This window comes from Amycolatopsis sp. 195334CR (assembly GCF_017309385.1).
In the GTDB taxonomy this organism is placed as follows: domain Bacteria; phylum Actinomycetota; class Actinomycetes; order Mycobacteriales; family Pseudonocardiaceae; genus Amycolatopsis.
The window spans coordinates 1,003,976-1,020,598 of the sequence record NZ_JAFJMJ010000003.1 but is presented as its reverse complement, the minus strand read 5'-3'; the positions used below and the strand labels follow the sequence as shown (position 1 = coordinate 1,020,598).

The 16,623-nt window shown below is 70.5% G+C and carries 14 protein-coding genes; 8 read left to right on the top strand and 6 right to left on the bottom strand.

Annotation, left to right across the window (positions count from 1 at the left end):
• Positions 1-80: 80 nt before the first annotated feature.
• Positions 81-617 carry a TetR/AcrR family transcriptional regulator gene (locus JYK18_RS41955; RefSeq protein ID WP_206809532.1) on the top strand — a complete coding sequence of 179 codons (537 nt, stop codon included), beginning with the start codon at positions 81-83 and terminating at the stop codon, positions 615-617.
• On the opposite strand, the gene JYK18_RS41950 is transcribed toward JYK18_RS41955, so the two are convergent.
• From JYK18_RS41950 to JYK18_RS41930, 5 genes are read right to left on the bottom strand one after another with little or no spacing between them, the layout of a single operon-like run.
• Entirely contained in the window at positions 603-1,454 is an 852-nt protein-coding gene (locus JYK18_RS41950; RefSeq protein ID WP_206809530.1) for a spermidine synthase, read from the bottom strand. The two genes, JYK18_RS41955 and JYK18_RS41950, sit on opposite strands and share 15 nt — an antisense overlap.
• Position 1,455: 1 nt before the next feature.
• A complete protein-coding gene (gene speD / locus JYK18_RS41945; protein ID WP_206809529.1) occupies positions 1,456-1,848 on the bottom strand; it encodes an adenosylmethionine decarboxylase in 393 nt (130 codons plus the stop codon).
• Positions 1,838-2,983 (bottom strand): type III PLP-dependent enzyme, encoded by a 1,146-nt coding sequence (locus JYK18_RS41940; RefSeq protein ID WP_206809528.1) that lies wholly within the window; start codon positions 2,981-2,983, stop codon positions 1,838-1,840. The genes speD and JYK18_RS41940 overlap by 11 nt, the downstream gene beginning before the upstream one ends.
• 15 nt (positions 2,984-2,998) lie before the next feature.
• Positions 2,999-4,585, bottom strand: a complete 1,587-nt coding sequence (locus JYK18_RS41935) for a cation acetate symporter (RefSeq protein WP_206809527.1) — start codon at positions 4,583-4,585, stop codon at positions 2,999-3,001.
• Complete coding sequence (locus JYK18_RS41930; protein ID WP_206809526.1) at positions 4,582-5,001, bottom strand: DUF485 domain-containing protein; 420 nt, start codon at positions 4,999-5,001, stop codon at positions 4,582-4,584. The genes JYK18_RS41935 and JYK18_RS41930 overlap by 4 nt, the downstream gene beginning before the upstream one ends.
• A gap of 850 nt (positions 5,002-5,851) precedes the next feature.
• On the opposite strand from JYK18_RS41930, the gene JYK18_RS41925 reads away from it, so the two are divergent.
• From JYK18_RS41925 to JYK18_RS41900, 6 genes are all read left to right on the top strand, one after another.
• Positions 5,852-9,781 (top strand): nitrate- and nitrite sensing domain-containing protein, encoded by a 3,930-nt coding sequence (locus JYK18_RS41925; protein ID WP_206809525.1) that lies wholly within the window; start codon positions 5,852-5,854, stop codon positions 9,779-9,781.
• Positions 9,778-10,227 carry a roadblock/LC7 domain-containing protein gene (locus JYK18_RS41920; protein ID WP_206809524.1) on the top strand — a complete coding sequence of 150 codons (450 nt, stop codon included), beginning with the start codon at positions 9,778-9,780 and terminating at the stop codon, positions 10,225-10,227. The genes JYK18_RS41925 and JYK18_RS41920 overlap by 4 nt, the downstream gene beginning before the upstream one ends.
• A gap of 7 nt (positions 10,228-10,234) precedes the next feature.
• Entirely contained in the window at positions 10,235-10,897 is a 663-nt protein-coding gene (locus JYK18_RS41915; protein WP_206809523.1) for a DUF742 domain-containing protein, read from the top strand.
• 28 nt (positions 10,898-10,925) lie between these two features.
• Entirely contained in the window at positions 10,926-11,498 is a 573-nt protein-coding gene (locus tag JYK18_RS41910) for an ATP/GTP-binding protein (RefSeq protein ID WP_242584010.1), read from the top strand.
• A 71-nt stretch (positions 11,499-11,569) separates the two neighbouring features.
• Positions 11,570-14,809, top strand: coding sequence for a fused isobutyryl-CoA mutase/GTPase IcmF (gene icmF / locus JYK18_RS41905; protein WP_206809521.1), 3,240 nt, complete (start codon positions 11,570-11,572; stop codon positions 14,807-14,809).
• A complete protein-coding gene (locus tag JYK18_RS41900) occupies positions 14,806-15,441 on the top strand; it encodes a hypothetical protein (RefSeq protein ID WP_206809520.1) in 636 nt (211 codons plus the stop codon). Before icmF ends, JYK18_RS41900 begins: the two co-directional genes overlap by 4 nt.
• Here JYK18_RS41900 and JYK18_RS41895 read toward each other — a convergent pair.
• Positions 15,425-15,871, bottom strand: coding sequence for a pyridoxamine 5'-phosphate oxidase (locus JYK18_RS41895; RefSeq protein ID WP_206809519.1), 447 nt, complete (start codon positions 15,869-15,871; stop codon positions 15,425-15,427). The two genes, JYK18_RS41900 and JYK18_RS41895, sit on opposite strands and share 17 nt — an antisense overlap.
• Before the next feature lie 77 nt (positions 15,872-15,948).
• Between JYK18_RS41895 and JYK18_RS41890 the strand changes: the two genes are divergently transcribed.
• Complete coding sequence (locus JYK18_RS41890; protein ID WP_206809518.1) at positions 15,949-16,572, top strand: DUF4383 domain-containing protein; 624 nt, start codon at positions 15,949-15,951, stop codon at positions 16,570-16,572.
• Positions 16,573-16,623 lie beyond the last annotated feature (51 nt).

Here is a 16,623-nt window from a genome sequence, read left to right as displayed (position 1 = left end):
GGGTTAGCATAGGGAGAGAGTCTCCGCTTCGGCAAGCCTAACCGGAGAATCTATCCGCTTAGCTGACGAGGAGGTCGCCGATGCGGGCCGACGCACGCCGCAACTACGAGCGGATCGTCGCCGTCGCACGGGAGCTCTTCGCCGAGAAGGGCACCGAGGTGCCGCTCGACGACGTGGTCAAACGGGCCGAGGTCGGCGCGGGCACGCTGTACCGGCACTTCCCGAACCGCGACGCGCTGGTCGAAGCCGTCTACCGCGAGGAGATCGAGGCGCTCGCCGACTACGGCCGCAAGCTCGTCTCCGGCGCCGCGCCCGAGGACGTCCTGCCGCTCTGGTTCCGCGAGCAGGTCCAGTTCTTCACCAGGAAGAAGGGGCTGACCGTGGCGCTCAAGGCGTCACTGGACAAGGAGCGCGAGGTGTTCTCCTGGGCGCATTCGGTGTTGCACGAGGTCGCCGACGAGGTGCTCGCCGCCGCGCGGGAGCACGTTCGGCCCGAGGTCACCCGAGTGGACCTGCTGCGACTGGGGCACGGTCTGTGCGTGGCCACCGAGCGCGCGACGCCCGAGGAAGCCGACCGCATCCTGGACGTCGTGGTCAGCGGCCTACGCCCGGCCTGAGTGCCGCACCGAGTACGGCGGCACGGTGCCGCCGCGCAGCGTCTCCGAGTCCACTGAGGACGGACGGTAGGGCAGGGTGGCCAGTCGCGCGGTCATCGTCGCCACCGGGTCCGGTACCGCGTCCCGCCGTCCGGTGAGGTACGCCCACTCGTGCTCGTCCGATCCGAAGTAGACGGTGGTGCCGAACACCTCGGTGAACCGGCGGTACAGCGCGAGCAGGGTCTCGTTGCGCCAGAGCGTCGGGCAGCCCGCCTGGCAGCAGACCACCCCGCCCGGCGCCAGCACGCTCGCGCACCGGCGCAGGAAGTCCGTGCCGTACAAGCGGTTGTGCTGGGCCGCCGGGTCGGTGTTCTCGTCCGGCAGGTCGATCACCACCACGTCGTAGCGGTGCTCGGTCTCGGCGAGGAAGGACCAGCCGTCCTGGTACCACACCCGCTCGGTGTCCGTACCCGCTTCGGCGGCGGCGAGTTCGGCGGGGGAGTAGCCGTAGGGCAGGTGTTCGGCGCAGGCCCGCACCGCCTCGGTGTCGATGTCGACGTGGTCGACGAAGGCCCCGGCGGCCACCGCGATCTGCGTCGCGACGCCCTCGCTGGAGCCGACCACGAGCACCCGCGACCGGCCGTCGGCGAGCAGCAGCGGCGGCACCATCAGCGCCTCGTGGTAGACGAGCTGGCTGGCCTCGGTGCTCTGGCGCTCGTCATCGCAGAACAACGAGACGCCCTGCGCGGTCCGCGCGATCACCAGGTGCTGGTAGGCCGTGCGGGTGTCGAGCAGGACCTCGTCCAGCTCCCACGTCCTGGTCAGCCCGGCACCGACCGGCTCCACGATGCTCGGCAAGTCAGCTCCCGATGTTGTTGTGCGGCAACACCACGCGGTGTCCGCGGTCGACTGTGGACGAGATCACCGAGCGCGTGCCGAGCGCTTCGGCGAGCAGGCGCACGGCCAGTTCCGGGTCGGCGCGCTCCCCGCAGGTGAACACGTCGACGAACATCGCGCCGAGCTCCGGGTAGGTGTGCACGGAGGCGTGCGACTCGGCGAGCATGGCCAGCACGGTCACGCCCTGCGGCTCGAACCGGTGCGCCTGCGTGCCGACCACGGTCGCCCCGGCCGACTCCATCACCTCGCGCAGCGTGGCCCGCAGGAACGCGGCGTCGTCCAGCAGCGCCGGGTCCACTTCGTGCAGTTCGGCCAGCACGTGCCTGCCCGCGAACAACCCGACCTCAGCGGTCATCCTCCACCCCCTCGCCAAGACAATACGTGCGCAGCGGCGGGATCCCGTTGAAGGCCACCGAGGAGTAGCTCGCGGTGTACGCACCGGCGTCGAGGATGTCCAGCCGGTCACCACCGCGCAGGGAGAGCGGCAGCCGGTACGGGGTGCGCTGGTAGAGCACGTCGTCGCCGTCGCAGGTCGGCCCGGCCAGGATCACCGGGCCCGTCCCGGCCGACTGCGCGGTGACCGGGACCAGGCGGTAGGCGATGGCCTCGTTCTCGGTCTCGGCGAGGCCGTTGTACCGGCCCACGTCGAGGTAGACCCAGCGGTGATCATCCACAGTGGACTTGCGGGCGACCAGCACCACCTCGGTGCGGATCAGCCCGGCGGTGGCCACCAGCGCCCGGCCCGGCTCCATCAGCAGCTCGGGTAGCCCGGCCGGGAAGTGCCGCCGCAGCGAGGCGAAGATGGCGTCGGCGTACTCGGCGGGCGCCGGGGCGCCTTCGCGGTAGGTGGTGCCGAGGCCGCCACCGAGGTTCAGCCGGCGCACCGGCACCTCGGCGGCGATCTTCGCGGCCGCCGCGATGCCGGTGTCCCAGGCCAGCGGGTCCAACTGCTGCGAGCCGACGTGGAAGGCGACCCCGGCCGCGTCGAGCCCCAGTTCGGCGGCCCGCTCCAGCAGGACCAGTGCCAGCTCCGGCTCGCAGCCGAACTTCCGGCCGAACGGGGTGACCGAGTCCGGTCCGTCCACCAGGATCCGCACCGACACCGACGCGCCGGGCGCGTGGCGGGCGAGGTTCTCCAGGTCCTCCTCGGCGTCGAAGACGAAGTCGCGGACGCCCGCCGCGTACGCGCCCGCGATGTCGGCGGGCTTCTTGATCGTGTTGCCGTAGGACAGCGCCGACGGGGACGCACCGCACGCCAGGCACAGCTCGATCTCCGCCGGGCTCGCCACGTCGAACCGCGACCCGGCCGCGACCAGCGCGCGCACCACCGCGGGCTCGGGGTTCGCCTTCACCGCGTAGTACAGCGAAACCCCGTCGAACAGCGTGGACAGCTCGCGGTAGCGGGCGCGCACCACATCGACGTCGACCACCAGGCACGGCGTCGGCGGGTCCGCCCGCGAGAGGAACTCCCGGATCCGATCAGCACTCACCCGATCGAGGGTAGGTCAGCTGCCGATGCCGGTGATCGAGCGGACCTCCATCTCGGCGTGCTTGCGCGGATCGGCCTTCTCGCCGAGCAGCGTGCCGACGATCCCGCAGAGGAAGGAGAACGGGATGGACACCAGACCGGGGTTCTTCAGCGGGAACCAGCTGAAGTCCACCAGCGGGAACAGCGAGTCCGGCGCGCCGGAGACCACCGGGGAGAACAGCACCAGCACCAGGCAGGCGGCCAGCCCGCCGTAGATGCCCCAGAGCGTGCCGGTGGTGTTGAACCGCTTCCAGAACAGGGAGTACAGCAGGGTGGACAGGTTCGCCGAGGCCGCCACCGCGAAGGCGAGCGCGACCAGGAAGGCCACGTTCTGCCCGCTGGCCAGGATGCCGCCGGCGATGGCGAGCGCGCCGATCACCACCGCGGTGATCCGCGCCACCCGCACCTCCTGGACCGGCTCGGCCTTGCCGTCCTTGAAGATGTTGGCGTACACGTCGTGCGCGAACGAGGCCGACGCGGTGATGGTCAGCCCGGCGACCACGGCCAGGATGGTGGCGAACGCCACCGCGGCCACCACGCCGAGCAGCAGCGTGCCGCCGATGTGCAGGGCCAGCAGCGGGGCCGCCGAGTTCTCCCGGCCGGGCGCGCCGAGGATCTCGTCGGAGCCGACGATCGCCGCGGCGCCGAAGCCGAGCACCAGCGTGCAGAGGTAGAAGACCAGCATGCAGGCGGTCGCCCAGACCACCGACCGGCGGGCCTCCTTCGAGTTGGGCACGGTGTAGAAGCGCATCAGCACGTGCGGGAGCGCGGCCGCGCCGAGGATCAGCGCGATCGCCAGCGAGACGAAGTCGAGCTTGCTGGTCTCGGTGGCGCCGTAGAGCCCGCCCGGTTCGAGCAGGGCGTCGCCCATCGGGCTGTTGTCGGCGGCCGAGGAGAGCAGGTTCGAGAAGCTGAAGCCGAACTTGCCGAACAGGAACACCGTCATCAGCGCCACGGTGAGGAGCAGCATGGCGGCCTTGATGATCTGCACCCACGTGGTGCCCTTCATCCCGCCGACCAGCACGTAGATCACCATCACCAGGCCGACCACGCCGATCACCAGCGCCTGGCCGAACCCGCTGTCGATGTCCAGCAGCAGGGCGATCAGCCCACCGGCCCCGGCCATCTGCGCGAGCATGTAGAACAGCGAGATCACCAGCGTCGAGGTGGCCGCGGCGGCCCGCACCGGGCGCTGGCGCATCCGGAAGCTGAGCACGTCGCCCAGGGTGAACCGGCCGGTGTTGCGCAGCAGCTCGGCGATCAGCAGCAGGTCGACCAGCCACGCCACGAGGAACCCGATGGAGTAGAGGAATCCGTCGTACCCGTGGATCGCGATCGCGCCGGCGATACCCAGGAACGAGGCGGCGGACAGGAAATCACCCGAAAGTGCGATGCCGTTCTGCCGTCCGGTGAAGGCGCTGCCCGCGGCGTAGTAGTCCGAAGTGGACGAGCTGCGGCTGCTGGCCCGGTAGACCACGTACAGGGTGATCGCCACGAACAGGGCGAACACGGCGATGTTGACCACCGGCTCGCTCTCCGGGACCCCGGCGGCGAGCGCGGTCACCGGCCCGCGCTCCGGCGGATCGCGGCGACCTGGGGGTCCAGGCGCCGGTTGGCGAAGCGCAGGTAGGCGGCGGTGATCAGCACGGTGGAGGCGAACTGGGCCAGCCCGAGCAGCATGGCCACGTTCACCGCGCCGAAGACCCTGGTGCTCATGAACTCGTGCGCGTAGGCGGCCAGCAGCACGAACGCCAGGTACCAGGCGAAGAACAGCAGGCTGACCGGGAAGATGAACCGGCGCAGCCGCGAGCGCAGGCTGGTGAACTCCGGGCTGCGCTGGATCGCCTCGTAGTCCGGACCGGCTGGCTCGGCGGGCACGTCGCGGAGCAGCGACGGGCCGGGGCCACCGAACATGATCGGGAGCTGCCCGGTGTCCTCCATGGCGTTCCGGGCGTGGGGCTCGTTGGTGAGCTCCGGCATCGTTCCTCCTCCACGAGCTTGGGCGGCGGTCATCGTAACTACGGCCGTTTCGTGTCCGGAAAGCGACCGGACCTGAATCGTGGGAGTCCGAAAAATGATCTTCGGAGCGTAAAGAAAGCAGGTAAAAATGCGCGCCGTCACACGAATTAGTGAAGGTAGTGGTGACGCACCGTTCCTTTTTAGGGTGGCCTGTGCGACATCGGCGCCCCTGTTCCGGATATGTGTCACCCGGCTGGATCACCACAGGTGACCGTGGTTGTGTGTACCGCGGAGCCGGTGGTGACCCGCCGCGTCTCCGGTGCTCCGCGGGAATGATTCTCCATTCACGACAGTGGATGGAAAGAAGATCCCGACTTCCGTTGAACCAGGATCAACACCACATCATCGGGGATAAATTGCAGCTCAAGTCCGGTCCAAGTGGCACGGTAGGTATGAGTTTGCCGGTGGTGACAGCGGGTGCTGGGCTATGTGGGTGACACGGCGTTCGGGGAAAGGGGTGAGGTCTGTAACCGGAATTCCGGCCGCCGCCCGTCCGGGTGCGCAATGTCCGGCCGCCCGGCCGCCCCGATCGCCATTTTTGCAGGTCAGTCCCTGTTTGCTGAGCCGTTCGAACAATCACACTATTGGTGTACGATTCCGGCACCACGCTGACTTTTGTGATCGATTGGGTGCTGCTGTTGTCCCCGTGCACGTGCAGATGGCATGTTGCGTTGTGCCGTGCATCCGCTCGGGGCGATGCACGAGCCGCAGCAGCTGAGCGAAGCCGGTGGCCGCACGCCGGGTGTGGATCGACGTGCTCGACGATGGCGAACAGGGAGTCACTTTCGTGACTGGTGCAGGAGAAGGCCAAGTGCCTGTTGGAAAGCTGCTCGGCCGGCCACCCCGGAGGCCGTCCAGATGGCGCTCGCTGGCGCGCTGGCGCGACTGGAACCTGCCGGTCAAGCTGGCCGCGGTGACGCTGGTGCCGATCCTCATCGCGATCGTGCTCGGCGTGCTGACCATCGGCGGCCAGGTGGAGCGCTCGAGCAGCTACCAGCGGATGGACCGGCTGGTCTCCCTCGGCGGTGAGGTCCGCACCACGCTGGAACACCTGCAGGCCGAGCGCGTGCGCACGGCCGAACTGCTGGTGCAGACGACGGTGCGCGATTCGCCCGAGCTGGCCGAGATCCGCCTGCGCACCGACGGCGCGCTGCCCGGACTGGACTCCGCGATCGAGCGGGCCACCGCGCTGGACACCGGTGTGGTCGGCGCGGCCAAGGAGGCCGACGCGCAGGTCTCGCGGCTGACGCAGATCCGCGAGCAGGTCGACGGCGGGCAGCTGGAACCGGTCGAGGCGATCACCGAGTACACCGCGGTGACCACCGGACTGCTCAAATTGGACACCGCGCTCACCGCGGGCGTCAGCGACGACGCCATCGGCGGCACGCCGACCGCGCTGCACGACCTGCTGGTGGCCAAGGAAGAGGTGTCGCTGGCGCAGGCGCTGGTGGGCTACGGCATCGCCCGGCGCACGCTCTCGCCCGCCGAGCTGAACCAGTTGCGCACCACCGAGGTGCGCCTGACCGACCGGCTCGCCGACTTCCGCGCCGCGGCTTCGCAGGAGCAGCGCCAGGACTTCGACACCACGGTCGCCGGGCCCAGCTTCGAAACCCGCGCCACGCTGGTCCGCAGCGCGCTGGGGGAGCAGGGCCGGTCGCCGGAGGAGGCGCTGCGCGAGACCTCGGCCCAGCAGTGGACGGACAGCTCGACCGCGGTCGGCTCCCGGCTGTCCGAGGTCAGCGGCCGGATCGGCGGGCAGCTCAGCTCGGTGTCGGCGAACCTGGCCGACCAGGCCAGCACCGGCGCCGGGGTGCTCACCGTGTTGTTGTTCGCCGCGCTGGTGCTCGCCGCCGCGGTGGTCTTCCTGATCACCCGCCAGCTGCTGCGGTCGCTGCGGGTGCTGCGGGCCAGCGCGCTGGACATCGCCGAGAAGCAACTGCCCGCCGCGGTGGTCAACATCCAGGAGGGCCGCCCGCAGAGCACCGACGTGTCACCCGTTCCGGTGACGGTGAAGGACGAGGTCGGTGAGGTGGCCCGCGCCTTCGACGCGGTGCACAGCCAGGCGCTGCGCCTTGCCGTGGAACAGGCCGCGATGCGCACCGGGTACAGCAGCGTGTTCGTCAACCTGTCCCGGCGCAGCCAGAGCCTGGTGCAGCGGCAGCTGCAGCTGATCGAGCGGCTCGAGCGCGACGAGGAGGACGCCGACCAGCTGGCCACGCTGTTCCAGCTGGACCACCTGGCCACCCGGATGCGCCGCAACAACGAGAACCTGATGGTGCTCTCCGGCGCCGAACCGGCCCGCCGGTCCGGGCAGCCGGTGTCCACAACGGACATGCTGCGCGCGGCGGTCTCGGAGATCGAGCAGTACCAGCGGGTGGTGGTGCAGCCACCGCCACCGGCCAGGGTGGTCGGGTACGCGGCGAGCGACCTGATGCGCCTGATCGCCGAACTGCTCGACAACGCCACCGCGTTCTCCGCGCCGGAGACCCAGGTGACCGTGGCGACCCGGCTCTCGGAGGACCGGGTGCTCTCGGTGGACATCCTGGACAAGGGCATCGGGATGAACGAGGCGGAGGTCGCCGAGGCCAACACGCGGCTGACCGAAGCCGGTTCGGTCGACCTGGCCACGTCGCGGCGGATGGGGCTGTTCGTGGTCGGCAGGCTGGCCGGGCGCCACGGGATCGGCGTGGTGCTGCACGGCGGCCGGGACATCGTCGGCGTGCGCGCCACCGTGACCGTGCCCGCCGAGCTGGTGATGGACGCGATCCCGGGTACCGGTACCCGGCCGCGGCTGGAGCCGCCGGCGCAGTCCGTGCCGTCGCCGAGCCAGCCCGCCGGGGCGCTGCCGCGCCGGAAGCCCAACGGCGCCAACCGGTCCGGGGTGCTGCCCGCGTCTTCGCCGGTGCCCGCGCCGGCCAAGGGCAGTGCGCTGGAGCGGCGGTTGAGCGGGGAGGAGGCGCCGTCGCCGGCGGAGATCTCCGGTACCGCGTTGTTCAGCCCGATCACGCCGACCGAAGAGATCCCGGTGACGGTGGTGCCGGAGGAGCCGGAAGCCGCGCCGCTGACCTCGAAGCCGAAGCCCGCCGAGAGCGACAGCGAAGCGACGTTGCCCAGTGGCAAGGCGCTGTTCGTGTCCACTCAGGACACCGAGTCCACGCGCGGGGTGCTCAGCGACTGGTGGGCCGCCTCGGTCACGCCGGAGCCGAGGCCCGAGCCGGAGCCGGAGCTGCCGGAGAACACGCCGATCTTCGACGCGATGCTGTCGGCCTGGTTCCGCAAGAGCGAGCCGGCCGACGAGCCCGCGCCGGTGACGAACGGCAAGGCGGCTGTTGATCCGGAGCCCGCCGAAGCCGAGCCGGAGTGGGACTTCCCGTCCGACGAAAGCTGGCGGACGGTGGAGGCGGTGTCCAAATCGGAGCCGTCGAGCTTCACCGCGGCGGGCCTGCCCCGCCGGCAGCGCGGTGAGAAGCTCCTGCCCGGCAGCGCGGCGGCGTCCACCCCGGTGCCGGTGGTCAAGGGCACGGATCTTCCGGTCCGCGACCCGGCAAACGTGCGGGGGCGGTTGAGCAGCTTCCAACAGGGCGTCAACCGCGGCCGGCAGGAGACCGGGCGCGCGGTGCCGGAGGAGCCGTCCGCTGAGGTGCCCGCCATCGCGCAGGTTCCTCTCGGCCCGGCGCCCGCCCCAGAACCGACCCGCCTCGACACAACGCGGGGTGTCGCCCCGAAGCCGCCCGGGAAGCCCGGCCCCACCGACACCCCCGCGATGCCCACCGACGCCACCGCGAAGCCCGGCGGGGGCACCGCAAAACCCACGGATGCCGCCGCGAAGCCCGCCACCGGGCAGCCCGCAGGGGCGACCGCCAAGGCCACCGAGGCCCCCACGAAACCTGGCGGGGCTGCGAAGGGCACCGAGGCCGCCACGAAGCCCGGCGGAGCCACCGCGATAGGTGCCACCGCGAAGGCAACCGGCGAGGCCACCCCGAAGACGGGAGCCAGGTCCGGCTCCAAGGCCGCGCCGAAGGCAGGCACCCGCAAGACGGCTGCCAAGGCCGAGCCGAGCACGAAGGCCACGCCCCCGGCCAAGGCCGAGCCGGGTGCCGCGCAGGCCGAGCCGGGTACCACCGCGCAGGCCGAGCCGGGCACGAAGGCCACGTCCCCGGCCAAGGCCGAACCGGGTGCCAAGGCCGCGGCCAAGACCAGCACGCGGACCGCCACCAAGGCCACCCCGCGGGACACGCCCGAGGAAGCCAAGAACGGCGCGGAAACCCAGGCAGCCACCGAAACCCAGGCGCCCGAAACCCAGGCCACCACCCAGGCAGCCAAGAACCAGGCCACCACCCAGGCAGCCAAGAACCAGGCCGCCGCCAAGGCGGGCGCGGAAACCGCCCAGTCCGGGGCCACCGCCGCCCAGGCTGCCCGGGGCCGGGCCGAGGGCACAGCCGAGACGCGGCCCGTGGCCAAGGGGTTCGGCACCGACGAGGGTTGGCAGGCGGCGCAGGCCGTCGCCGAGGCGACGCCGTCGAGTTTCACCGCGGCGGGCCTGCCCCGCCGCCGGCGTGGTGAGCACCTGGTCCCGGGCAGCGCCGCACCCGCTACCCCGGCCGCCGCACCGCGGCCGGGTCGTGACCCGCATGATGTGCGCGGCCGGTTGAGCAGTTTCCAGCAGGGCGTCCGCCGCGGGCGGCACCACAACGCTCAGGCCGCCGCGGACGGGAAAACAGAGAAAGTGGAGGGTGAATGACTTCCCCTAGTTCGGCCCAGCCCCAGAACCAGTTCGGCTGGCTGGTCAACGACTTCGCCGAGCGGGTCCCCGGTGTCGCGCACGCCGTGGTGGTCTCCGCCGACGGGCTCCTGCTGACCTCATCGAACCGGCTGCCGCTGGACCGCGCCGACCAGCTCGCCGCGGTGGCCTCCGGACTGGTCAGCCTGACCCAGGGCGCGGCGCGTTGCTTCGAAGCGGGCGCGGTCAACGAAACCGTGGTGGAGATGGAACTCGGCATCATGGTGCTGATGTCCATCAGCGACGGTTCGTGCCTGGCCGTTCTCGCTGCCCCGAACTGCGACATCGGCCAGGTCGCCTACGAGATGACCATGCTCGTGGACCGGGTCGGCCAGATCCTCACCCCGGAGCTCCGCGCCCAGCTGCAGGGAGCGGGCGGTTCGCTGATCGGCGAGCCGGTGGGATGATGGCCCGATGAGCACGGGACCGGAATACGGGCGCGAGCGGGATGACGGCACCTTCGCCGACGTCCTCAACGGCTTCACCCTGGATTCCGGTCGTGGACGTCGTAAGCGCAAGAAGGACAAGGACGGTCATGCTCATGTTCAGTCAGCTGACGCACCACCGCCTGAAACGCGGGGGGACGCGATGACGCCCCCGCCGGCGCCCGTCGCCGAGATCCTCGCCCCGCACAACCCGCTCTTCGACACCGGCCAGCAGCGGCGCGTGCCGCCGCCCCACGGCCACCCGGCCTACCGGCCCCCGCCCGTGCCGGAACCGCCATCGGCGGCCGAAGAGACCGCCATCGTCCGCCCGTACGCCCTGACCGGCGGGCGCACGAAGGCCAACCACGTGCTCGAACTGGAGACCCTGATCTCCACCAACACCGAGGAGCTCGCCTCCTTCGTGCCCGACCAGATCGAGCAGACCTCGATCGTGGAAGAATGCCGGACCCCCCGTTCCGTCGCGGAGCTCGCCTCGACGTTGCGGGTGCCGCTGGGTGTGGCCAGGGTCCTGATCAGTGATGCCGCGGACGCCGGCCTGGTCATCGTGCACAAGACCGCCTCCGGCAGCGAGAACGACGAGGCACATCTGATCTTGATGGAAAGGGTTTTGAGTGGACTCCGTCGGCTTTAAGGCTCCGCGGGAGAGCGCGCCCGGCACCATGACCTCGGCGAAGATCGTGGTGGCCGGCGGTTTCGCCGCCGGCAAGACGACCTTCGTCGGGTCGGTGTCGGAGATCGTGCCGCTCACCACCGAGGCGATGATGACCGAGGCCAGTACCGGTGTCGACGACCTGCGGGCGACGCCGAACAAGGCCACCACCACGGTGGCGATGGACTTCGGCCGCGTCTCGCTGGACTCGGACCTGATCCTCTACCTGTTCGGCACCCCGGGGCAGCAGCGCTTCTGGTTCATGTGGGACGACCTCGTCCGCGGTGCGATCGGCGCGGTGGTGCTGGCCGACACGCGCCGCCTGGCGGACTCGTTCGCGCCGGTCGACTTCTTCGAGGACCGCGGCCTGCCCTACATCATCGGGCTGAACTGCTTCGACGGCGAGCTCTCGCACTCGGTCGAGGACGTGCGCGAGGCGCTCTCGATCGACCCCAGCATCCCGATCGTCAAGTGCGACGCCCGTGATCGCGAGTCCACCAAGCAGACCCTGATCACCATGGTCGAGTACGCCATGCGGCAGTGGCTGGCCCGCCGCGGCGGGGTCGCGGCCGGGGTCCGGTAGAAGTCTGGTGAATCTGCTCACACGATCGTGGCGGCCTTCAAAATAGTAGGAAGTCCAAGTATTTTGGAGGGATGACCACCGAGCTGCACCAGCCCGCGCACCCCGTCCGGTTCGTGACCGCGTCCAGCCTGTTCGACGGGCACGACGCGTCGATCAACATCATGCGCCGGATCCTGCAGTCGCAGGGCGCCGAGGTGGTGCACCTCGGGCACAACCGCTCGGTCGACGAGGTGGTCACCGCGGCCATCTCGGAGGACGTGCAGGGCGTGGCCATCAGCGCCTACCAGGGCGGGCACGTCGAGTACTTCAGCTACCTGGTGGAGCTGCTCAACGAGCGCGGTGCCGGCCACATCCGGGTCTACGGCGGTGGTGGCGGCGTCATCGTGCGCGAGGAGATCGACCTACTGCACTCGCGCGGGGTGGCCCGGATCTTCTCCCCGGAGGACGGCCAGCAGCTCGGCCTGCCCGGCATGATCAACCTGATGATCCGCGAGTGCGACACGGACCTGTCCGAGGCCGGGGCGGGCTCGGTGGAGAAGCTGCTCTCCGGTGAGGTCCCCGCGCTGGCCCGCGCGATCACCCGGCTGCAGCTGGGCACGCTGCCCGAGGAGCACCTCACCGCGATCACCGAGGCGGCGGCGAACCGCCAGGTGCCGGTGCTCGGGATCACCGGAACGGGTGGTTCGGGCAAGTCCTCGCTGACCGACGAGCTGATCCGCCGGTTCCGGCTCGACCAGGAGGACAAGCTGCGGATCGCGGTGCTCGCGGTCGACCCGTCGCGGCGGCGCGGCGGTGGCGCGCTGCTCGGCGACCGGATCCGGATGAACTGCCTGGACGGCTCGCCGGTGTTCTTCCGCTCGCTGGCCACCCGCACCACCAGCGGTGAGATCCCGGCCGGGCTCGACGAGTCGGTGCTGGCCTGCAAGGCGGCGGGCTACGACCTGGTGATCGTGGAGACCCCGGGCATCGGCCAGGGCGACGCGGGCATCGTCGACCACGTGGACCACGCGCTGTACGTGATGACGCCGGAGTTCGGCGCCGCGTCGCAGCTGGAGAAGATCGACATGCTCGACTTCGCCGACGCCGTGGCGATCAACAAGTTCGAGCGCCGCGGGGCCGAGGACGCGCGCCGCGACGTGGCCCGACAGCTCGTGCGCAACCGCGAGGCGTTCGGCTCCGCCCCCGAGGACATGCCGGTCTACGGCACCTCGGCGGCCAAGTTCAACGATGACGGCGTCACCGCGCTGTACCAGAAACTGCGGGACGAACTGGCCGAGAAGGGCCTGACGGTCTCGGCCGGGGTGCTGCCGAGGGTCGAGGGCAAGGTGTCCACCGACGCCAGCACGATCATCCCGTCCTCGCGGGCCCGCTACCTCGCCGACATCGCCGACACCGTGCGCGGCTACCACCAGCGCACGATCGACCAGGTCGCGGCGGTGCGGCAGCAGGAGCACCTGGACGCCGCGCGCACCGCGCTGGCCGACGCCGGTGACGACGTCGCCGCGATCGAGAAGCTGGCGGAACGGGCCGCGGCGAAGGTCGACGGTGACGTTCGGCGGCTGCTGGAGCAGTGGACCGAGCTGGCCGAGTCCTACCGCGCCGAAGAGCTGGTGGTGAAGATCCGCGACAAGGAGCTGCACACCCAGCTCTGGCGGGAAACCCTGTCCGGCAGCAAGATCCCGCGGGTGGCGCTGCCGCGCTACACCGAGACCGGTGAGCTGCTCTCGTTCCTGCGCCGCGAACACCTGCCCGGCTACTTCCCTTACACCGCCGGGGTTTTCCCGTTCAAGCGGGAGGGTGAGGACCCGGCCCGCATGTTCGCCGGCGAGGGCGACGCCTTCCGCACCAACCGCCGGTTCAAGTACCTGTCCTCGGACTCCGACGCCAAGCGCCTGTCCACCGCGTTCGACTCGGTGACGCTGTACGGGCACGACCCCGACACCCGTCCCGACATCTACGGCAAGGTCGGCACCTCCGGCGTGTCCATCGCCACGCTCGAGGACATGAAGGCGCTCTACGACGGCTTCGACCTGACCGCGCCGAGCACCTCGGTGTCGATGACCATCAACGGCCCGGCACCGACCATTCTCGCCTTCTTCCTGAACACCGCGATCGACCAGCGGATGGACGCGTTCAAGGCCGAGCACGGCCGCGACCCGTCCGCCGAGGAGGCCGCCGAGCTGCGGGAGTGGGCGCTGCGCAACGTCCGCGGCACCGTGCAGGCCGACATCCTCAAGGAGGACCAGGGCCAGAACACCTGCATCTTCTCCACCGAGTTCAGCCTGCGCATGATGGCCGACATCCAGGAGTGGTTCATCCAGCACGGCGTGCGGAACTTCTACTCGGTGTCCATCTCCGGCTACCACATCGCCGAGGCCGGGGCGAACCCGATCTCGCAGCTGGCCTTCACCCTCTCCAACGGCTTCACCTACGTGGAGTCGTACCTGGCGCGCGGCATGGACATCGACGACTTCGCGCCGAACCTGTCGTTCTTCTTCTCCAACGGCATGGACGCGGAGTACTCGGTGCTCGGCCGGGTGGCGCGGCGGATCTGGGCGGTGGCCATGCGCGATCGCTACGGCGCCAACGAGCGCTCGCAGAAGCTCAAGTACCACGTGCAGACCTCGGGCCGGTCGCTGCACGCGCAGGAGATGAGCTTCAACGACATCCGGACCACGCTGCAGGCCCTGTGCGCCCTCTACGACAACGCGAACTCGTTGCACACCAACGCTTTCGACGAGGCGATCACCACCCCGTCGGAGAGCTCGGTGCGCCGCGCGATGGCCATCCAGATGATCATCAACAAGGAATGGGGCCTGTCGAAGAACGAGAACCCGCTGCAGGGCGCGTTCATCATCGACGAGCTGACCGACCTGGTCGAGGAGGCCGTGCTGGCCGAGTTCGACCGGATCTCCGAGCGCGGCGGCGTGCTCGGCGCGATGGAGACCGGCTACCAGCGCGGCCGCATCCAGGACGAGTCGATCCTGTACGAGCGCCTCAAGCACGAGGGCACGCTGCCGATCATCGGGGTGAACACCTTCCGCAACCCGCACCCCGAAGAGGACGAGGTCGAGGTCGAGCTGGCGCGCGCCACCGAGGACGAGAAGGAGTCGCAGCTGCGGCGACTGGCCGACTTCCAGCAGCGCAACGGCACCGAGGCGGAGCTGGCCCTGCGCACCCTGCGCGAGGCCGCGACCCGCGGGGACGAGAACCTGTTCGGCGTGCTGATGGACGCCGCGCGGGTGTGCTCGCTGGGCCAGATCACCGAGGCGTTCTTCGAGGTGGGCGGGCAGTACCGGCGGAACGTGTGACGGCCGACCCGTTCGGCACGCTGGGGCGCGCGCTGTGGCTCGGTGGCGCGCAGTGGGCGGGCAAGTCGACCGTGGCGCGCCTGCTCGCCGAACGGCACGGCCTCACCGCGTTCCACTACGACTACCAGGGCCTGCGCGCCCATCACGAACGCGACCTGCTGCGCCGGTTGCGGCGTGGGCTGCCGGAGATCGACGACGAACAGCGGTGGGTGACCACCACGCCGGAGGAGATGGCCGCCGAGGTGCTCGGCGGCTTCCCCGACCGTTTCGAATGGACACTCGACGACCTGCGCTCGCTGGTGTCCCCGCGGCCGATCCTGGTCGAGGGCTGGGGACTGCGGCCGGAACTGGTGGTCCCCGCGTTCGGGGCGGAGCGCATGGTGGTGCTGGTGCCCACCGAGGAGTTCCGCGACCGCCAGGTCCGCGAACTGCCGCGGGCGGGCAGCCTCGGCGTGCCGGTCAGCGATCCCGAACGGGCGCAACGGAACCGGCTCGCCCGCGACCGTCTGGTCGCCGCGGACGCGGTGCGGCGGGCGCGCGAGTTCGGCGTTCCGGTGATCGAAGTGGACGGCACCCGCGACGCCGAAGGGATCGCGGACGAGGTGCAGGCCCGGTTCAGCCGTTTCCTGTGAGCCGGTCGGCCGCGATGAAGACCGCGGCCCGCCGTTCGGCGGCCATCACCCGGTCGTATTCGTCCCAGTCGTCGTGCGTGCCGGTGGCCGCGCGGAACACCTGGCGCAGCAGCGTGGGCAGCTCGTCCTGGGAGAACCCGGGATCGGGGTGGTCCGGCCCGATGATCCGCACCGGGCCCTGCGCCCCCGCCCAGTTCCAGCCGCGGCGGAAGACGATGGTGGCGTGCCCGGCCGTGCGCAGCAGCCGCAGCTTGAGCGCGTCACCGCGGGCGACGAAGCCGACCGACGGCGTGCCGCTCACGGGGTCGTCGATCAGGCCCGCGTTCACCACGGACGAGTGGACCGTGCCGTCCGCGCGCACGGTCGAGATGGTGGCGAGGCCGTGTTCTTCCACGGCGAGGCGCCGGAGCAGGTCCAGGTCGGCTGGCATGCCCCCACGGTAGGCGGTTTGCCAGCGGAAAGCCCGGGGTAATCGTGCCTATCCGCATTCCGTGATGGGAGAAGGTCATGGCTCGCGCGACCACCGCGAAAACCCTCCGTCCCCACCGGGCCGGTCTCCAGCCGGTCCAGCTGCTGGCCGGGCTGGTCGGCCTGGCGTTCCTGGTGTTCGGCATAGTCGGCCTGGTCAGGACCGGTTTCGGCGATTTCGCCGGGCATTCGCACGGCACCCTGCTCGGCTTCGCGATCAACCCGTTCCACAACGTGCTCCACGTGCTCAGCGGCCTGCTCGGCGTGCTGATGGCCACCGCCTCCGGGCTGGCCAGGACGTACGGCTGGCTCCTGCTCATCGGCTACGGCGCGGTGTTCGTCTGGGGCCTGATGATCACCGGCGTGATCGCCACCAACCCGATCTCCGGCATGGGCGACCCGCTGCACATCAACGCCGCCGACAACTGGCTGCACGGCGGGCTGGCCCTGCTCGGCCTGGTGATGGCCCTGCTGCCGGCGCGCAAGGTGGTGCGCACGGTGGAGGAGGTGCCCGCCGAAACCACCGGCGAGACCCCGCGGGAAACCACGGGGGAGACCACCGCGGTGACCGAGCCGGTCACCGACCGCACCGCCCGCAACGAGCCGGCGACCGCGCCGATCAGCACGCCGAAGCACCGCCGCTGGGATCTCCGGACCCGCTGACCAACTCACCCGGACGGGAATAACCGCCGGGGCGGTCCTGGTTCGCCACGA

Bases quoted from the DNA above. Each gene is read 5' to 3' on its own strand.
- JYK18_RS41955 (WP_206809532.1), top strand. From the start codon at position 81: ATGCGGGCCGACGCACGCCGCAACTACGAGCGGATCGTCGCCGTCGCA.
- speD (WP_206809529.1), bottom strand. From the start codon at position 1,848: ATGACCGCTGAGGTCGGGTTGTTCGCGGGCAGGCACGTGCTGGCCGAA.
- JYK18_RS41930 (WP_206809526.1), bottom strand. From the start codon at position 5,001: ATGCCGGAGCTCACCAACGAGCCCCACGCCCGGAACGCCATGGAGGAC.
- JYK18_RS41920 (WP_206809524.1), top strand. From the start codon at position 9,778: ATGACTTCCCCTAGTTCGGCCCAGCCCCAGAACCAGTTCGGCTGGCTG.
- JYK18_RS41915 (WP_206809523.1), top strand. From the start codon at position 10,235: ATGAGCACGGGACCGGAATACGGGCGCGAGCGGGATGACGGCACCTTC.
- JYK18_RS41910 (WP_242584010.1), top strand. From the start codon at position 10,926: ATGACCTCGGCGAAGATCGTGGTGGCCGGCGGTTTCGCCGCCGGCAAG.
- icmF (WP_206809521.1), top strand. From the start codon at position 11,570: ATGACCACCGAGCTGCACCAGCCCGCGCACCCCGTCCGGTTCGTGACC.
- JYK18_RS41895 (WP_206809519.1), bottom strand. From the start codon at position 15,871: ATGCCAGCCGACCTGGACCTGCTCCGGCGCCTCGCCGTGGAAGAACAC.
- JYK18_RS41890 (WP_206809518.1), top strand. From the start codon at position 15,949: ATGGCTCGCGCGACCACCGCGAAAACCCTCCGTCCCCACCGGGCCGGT.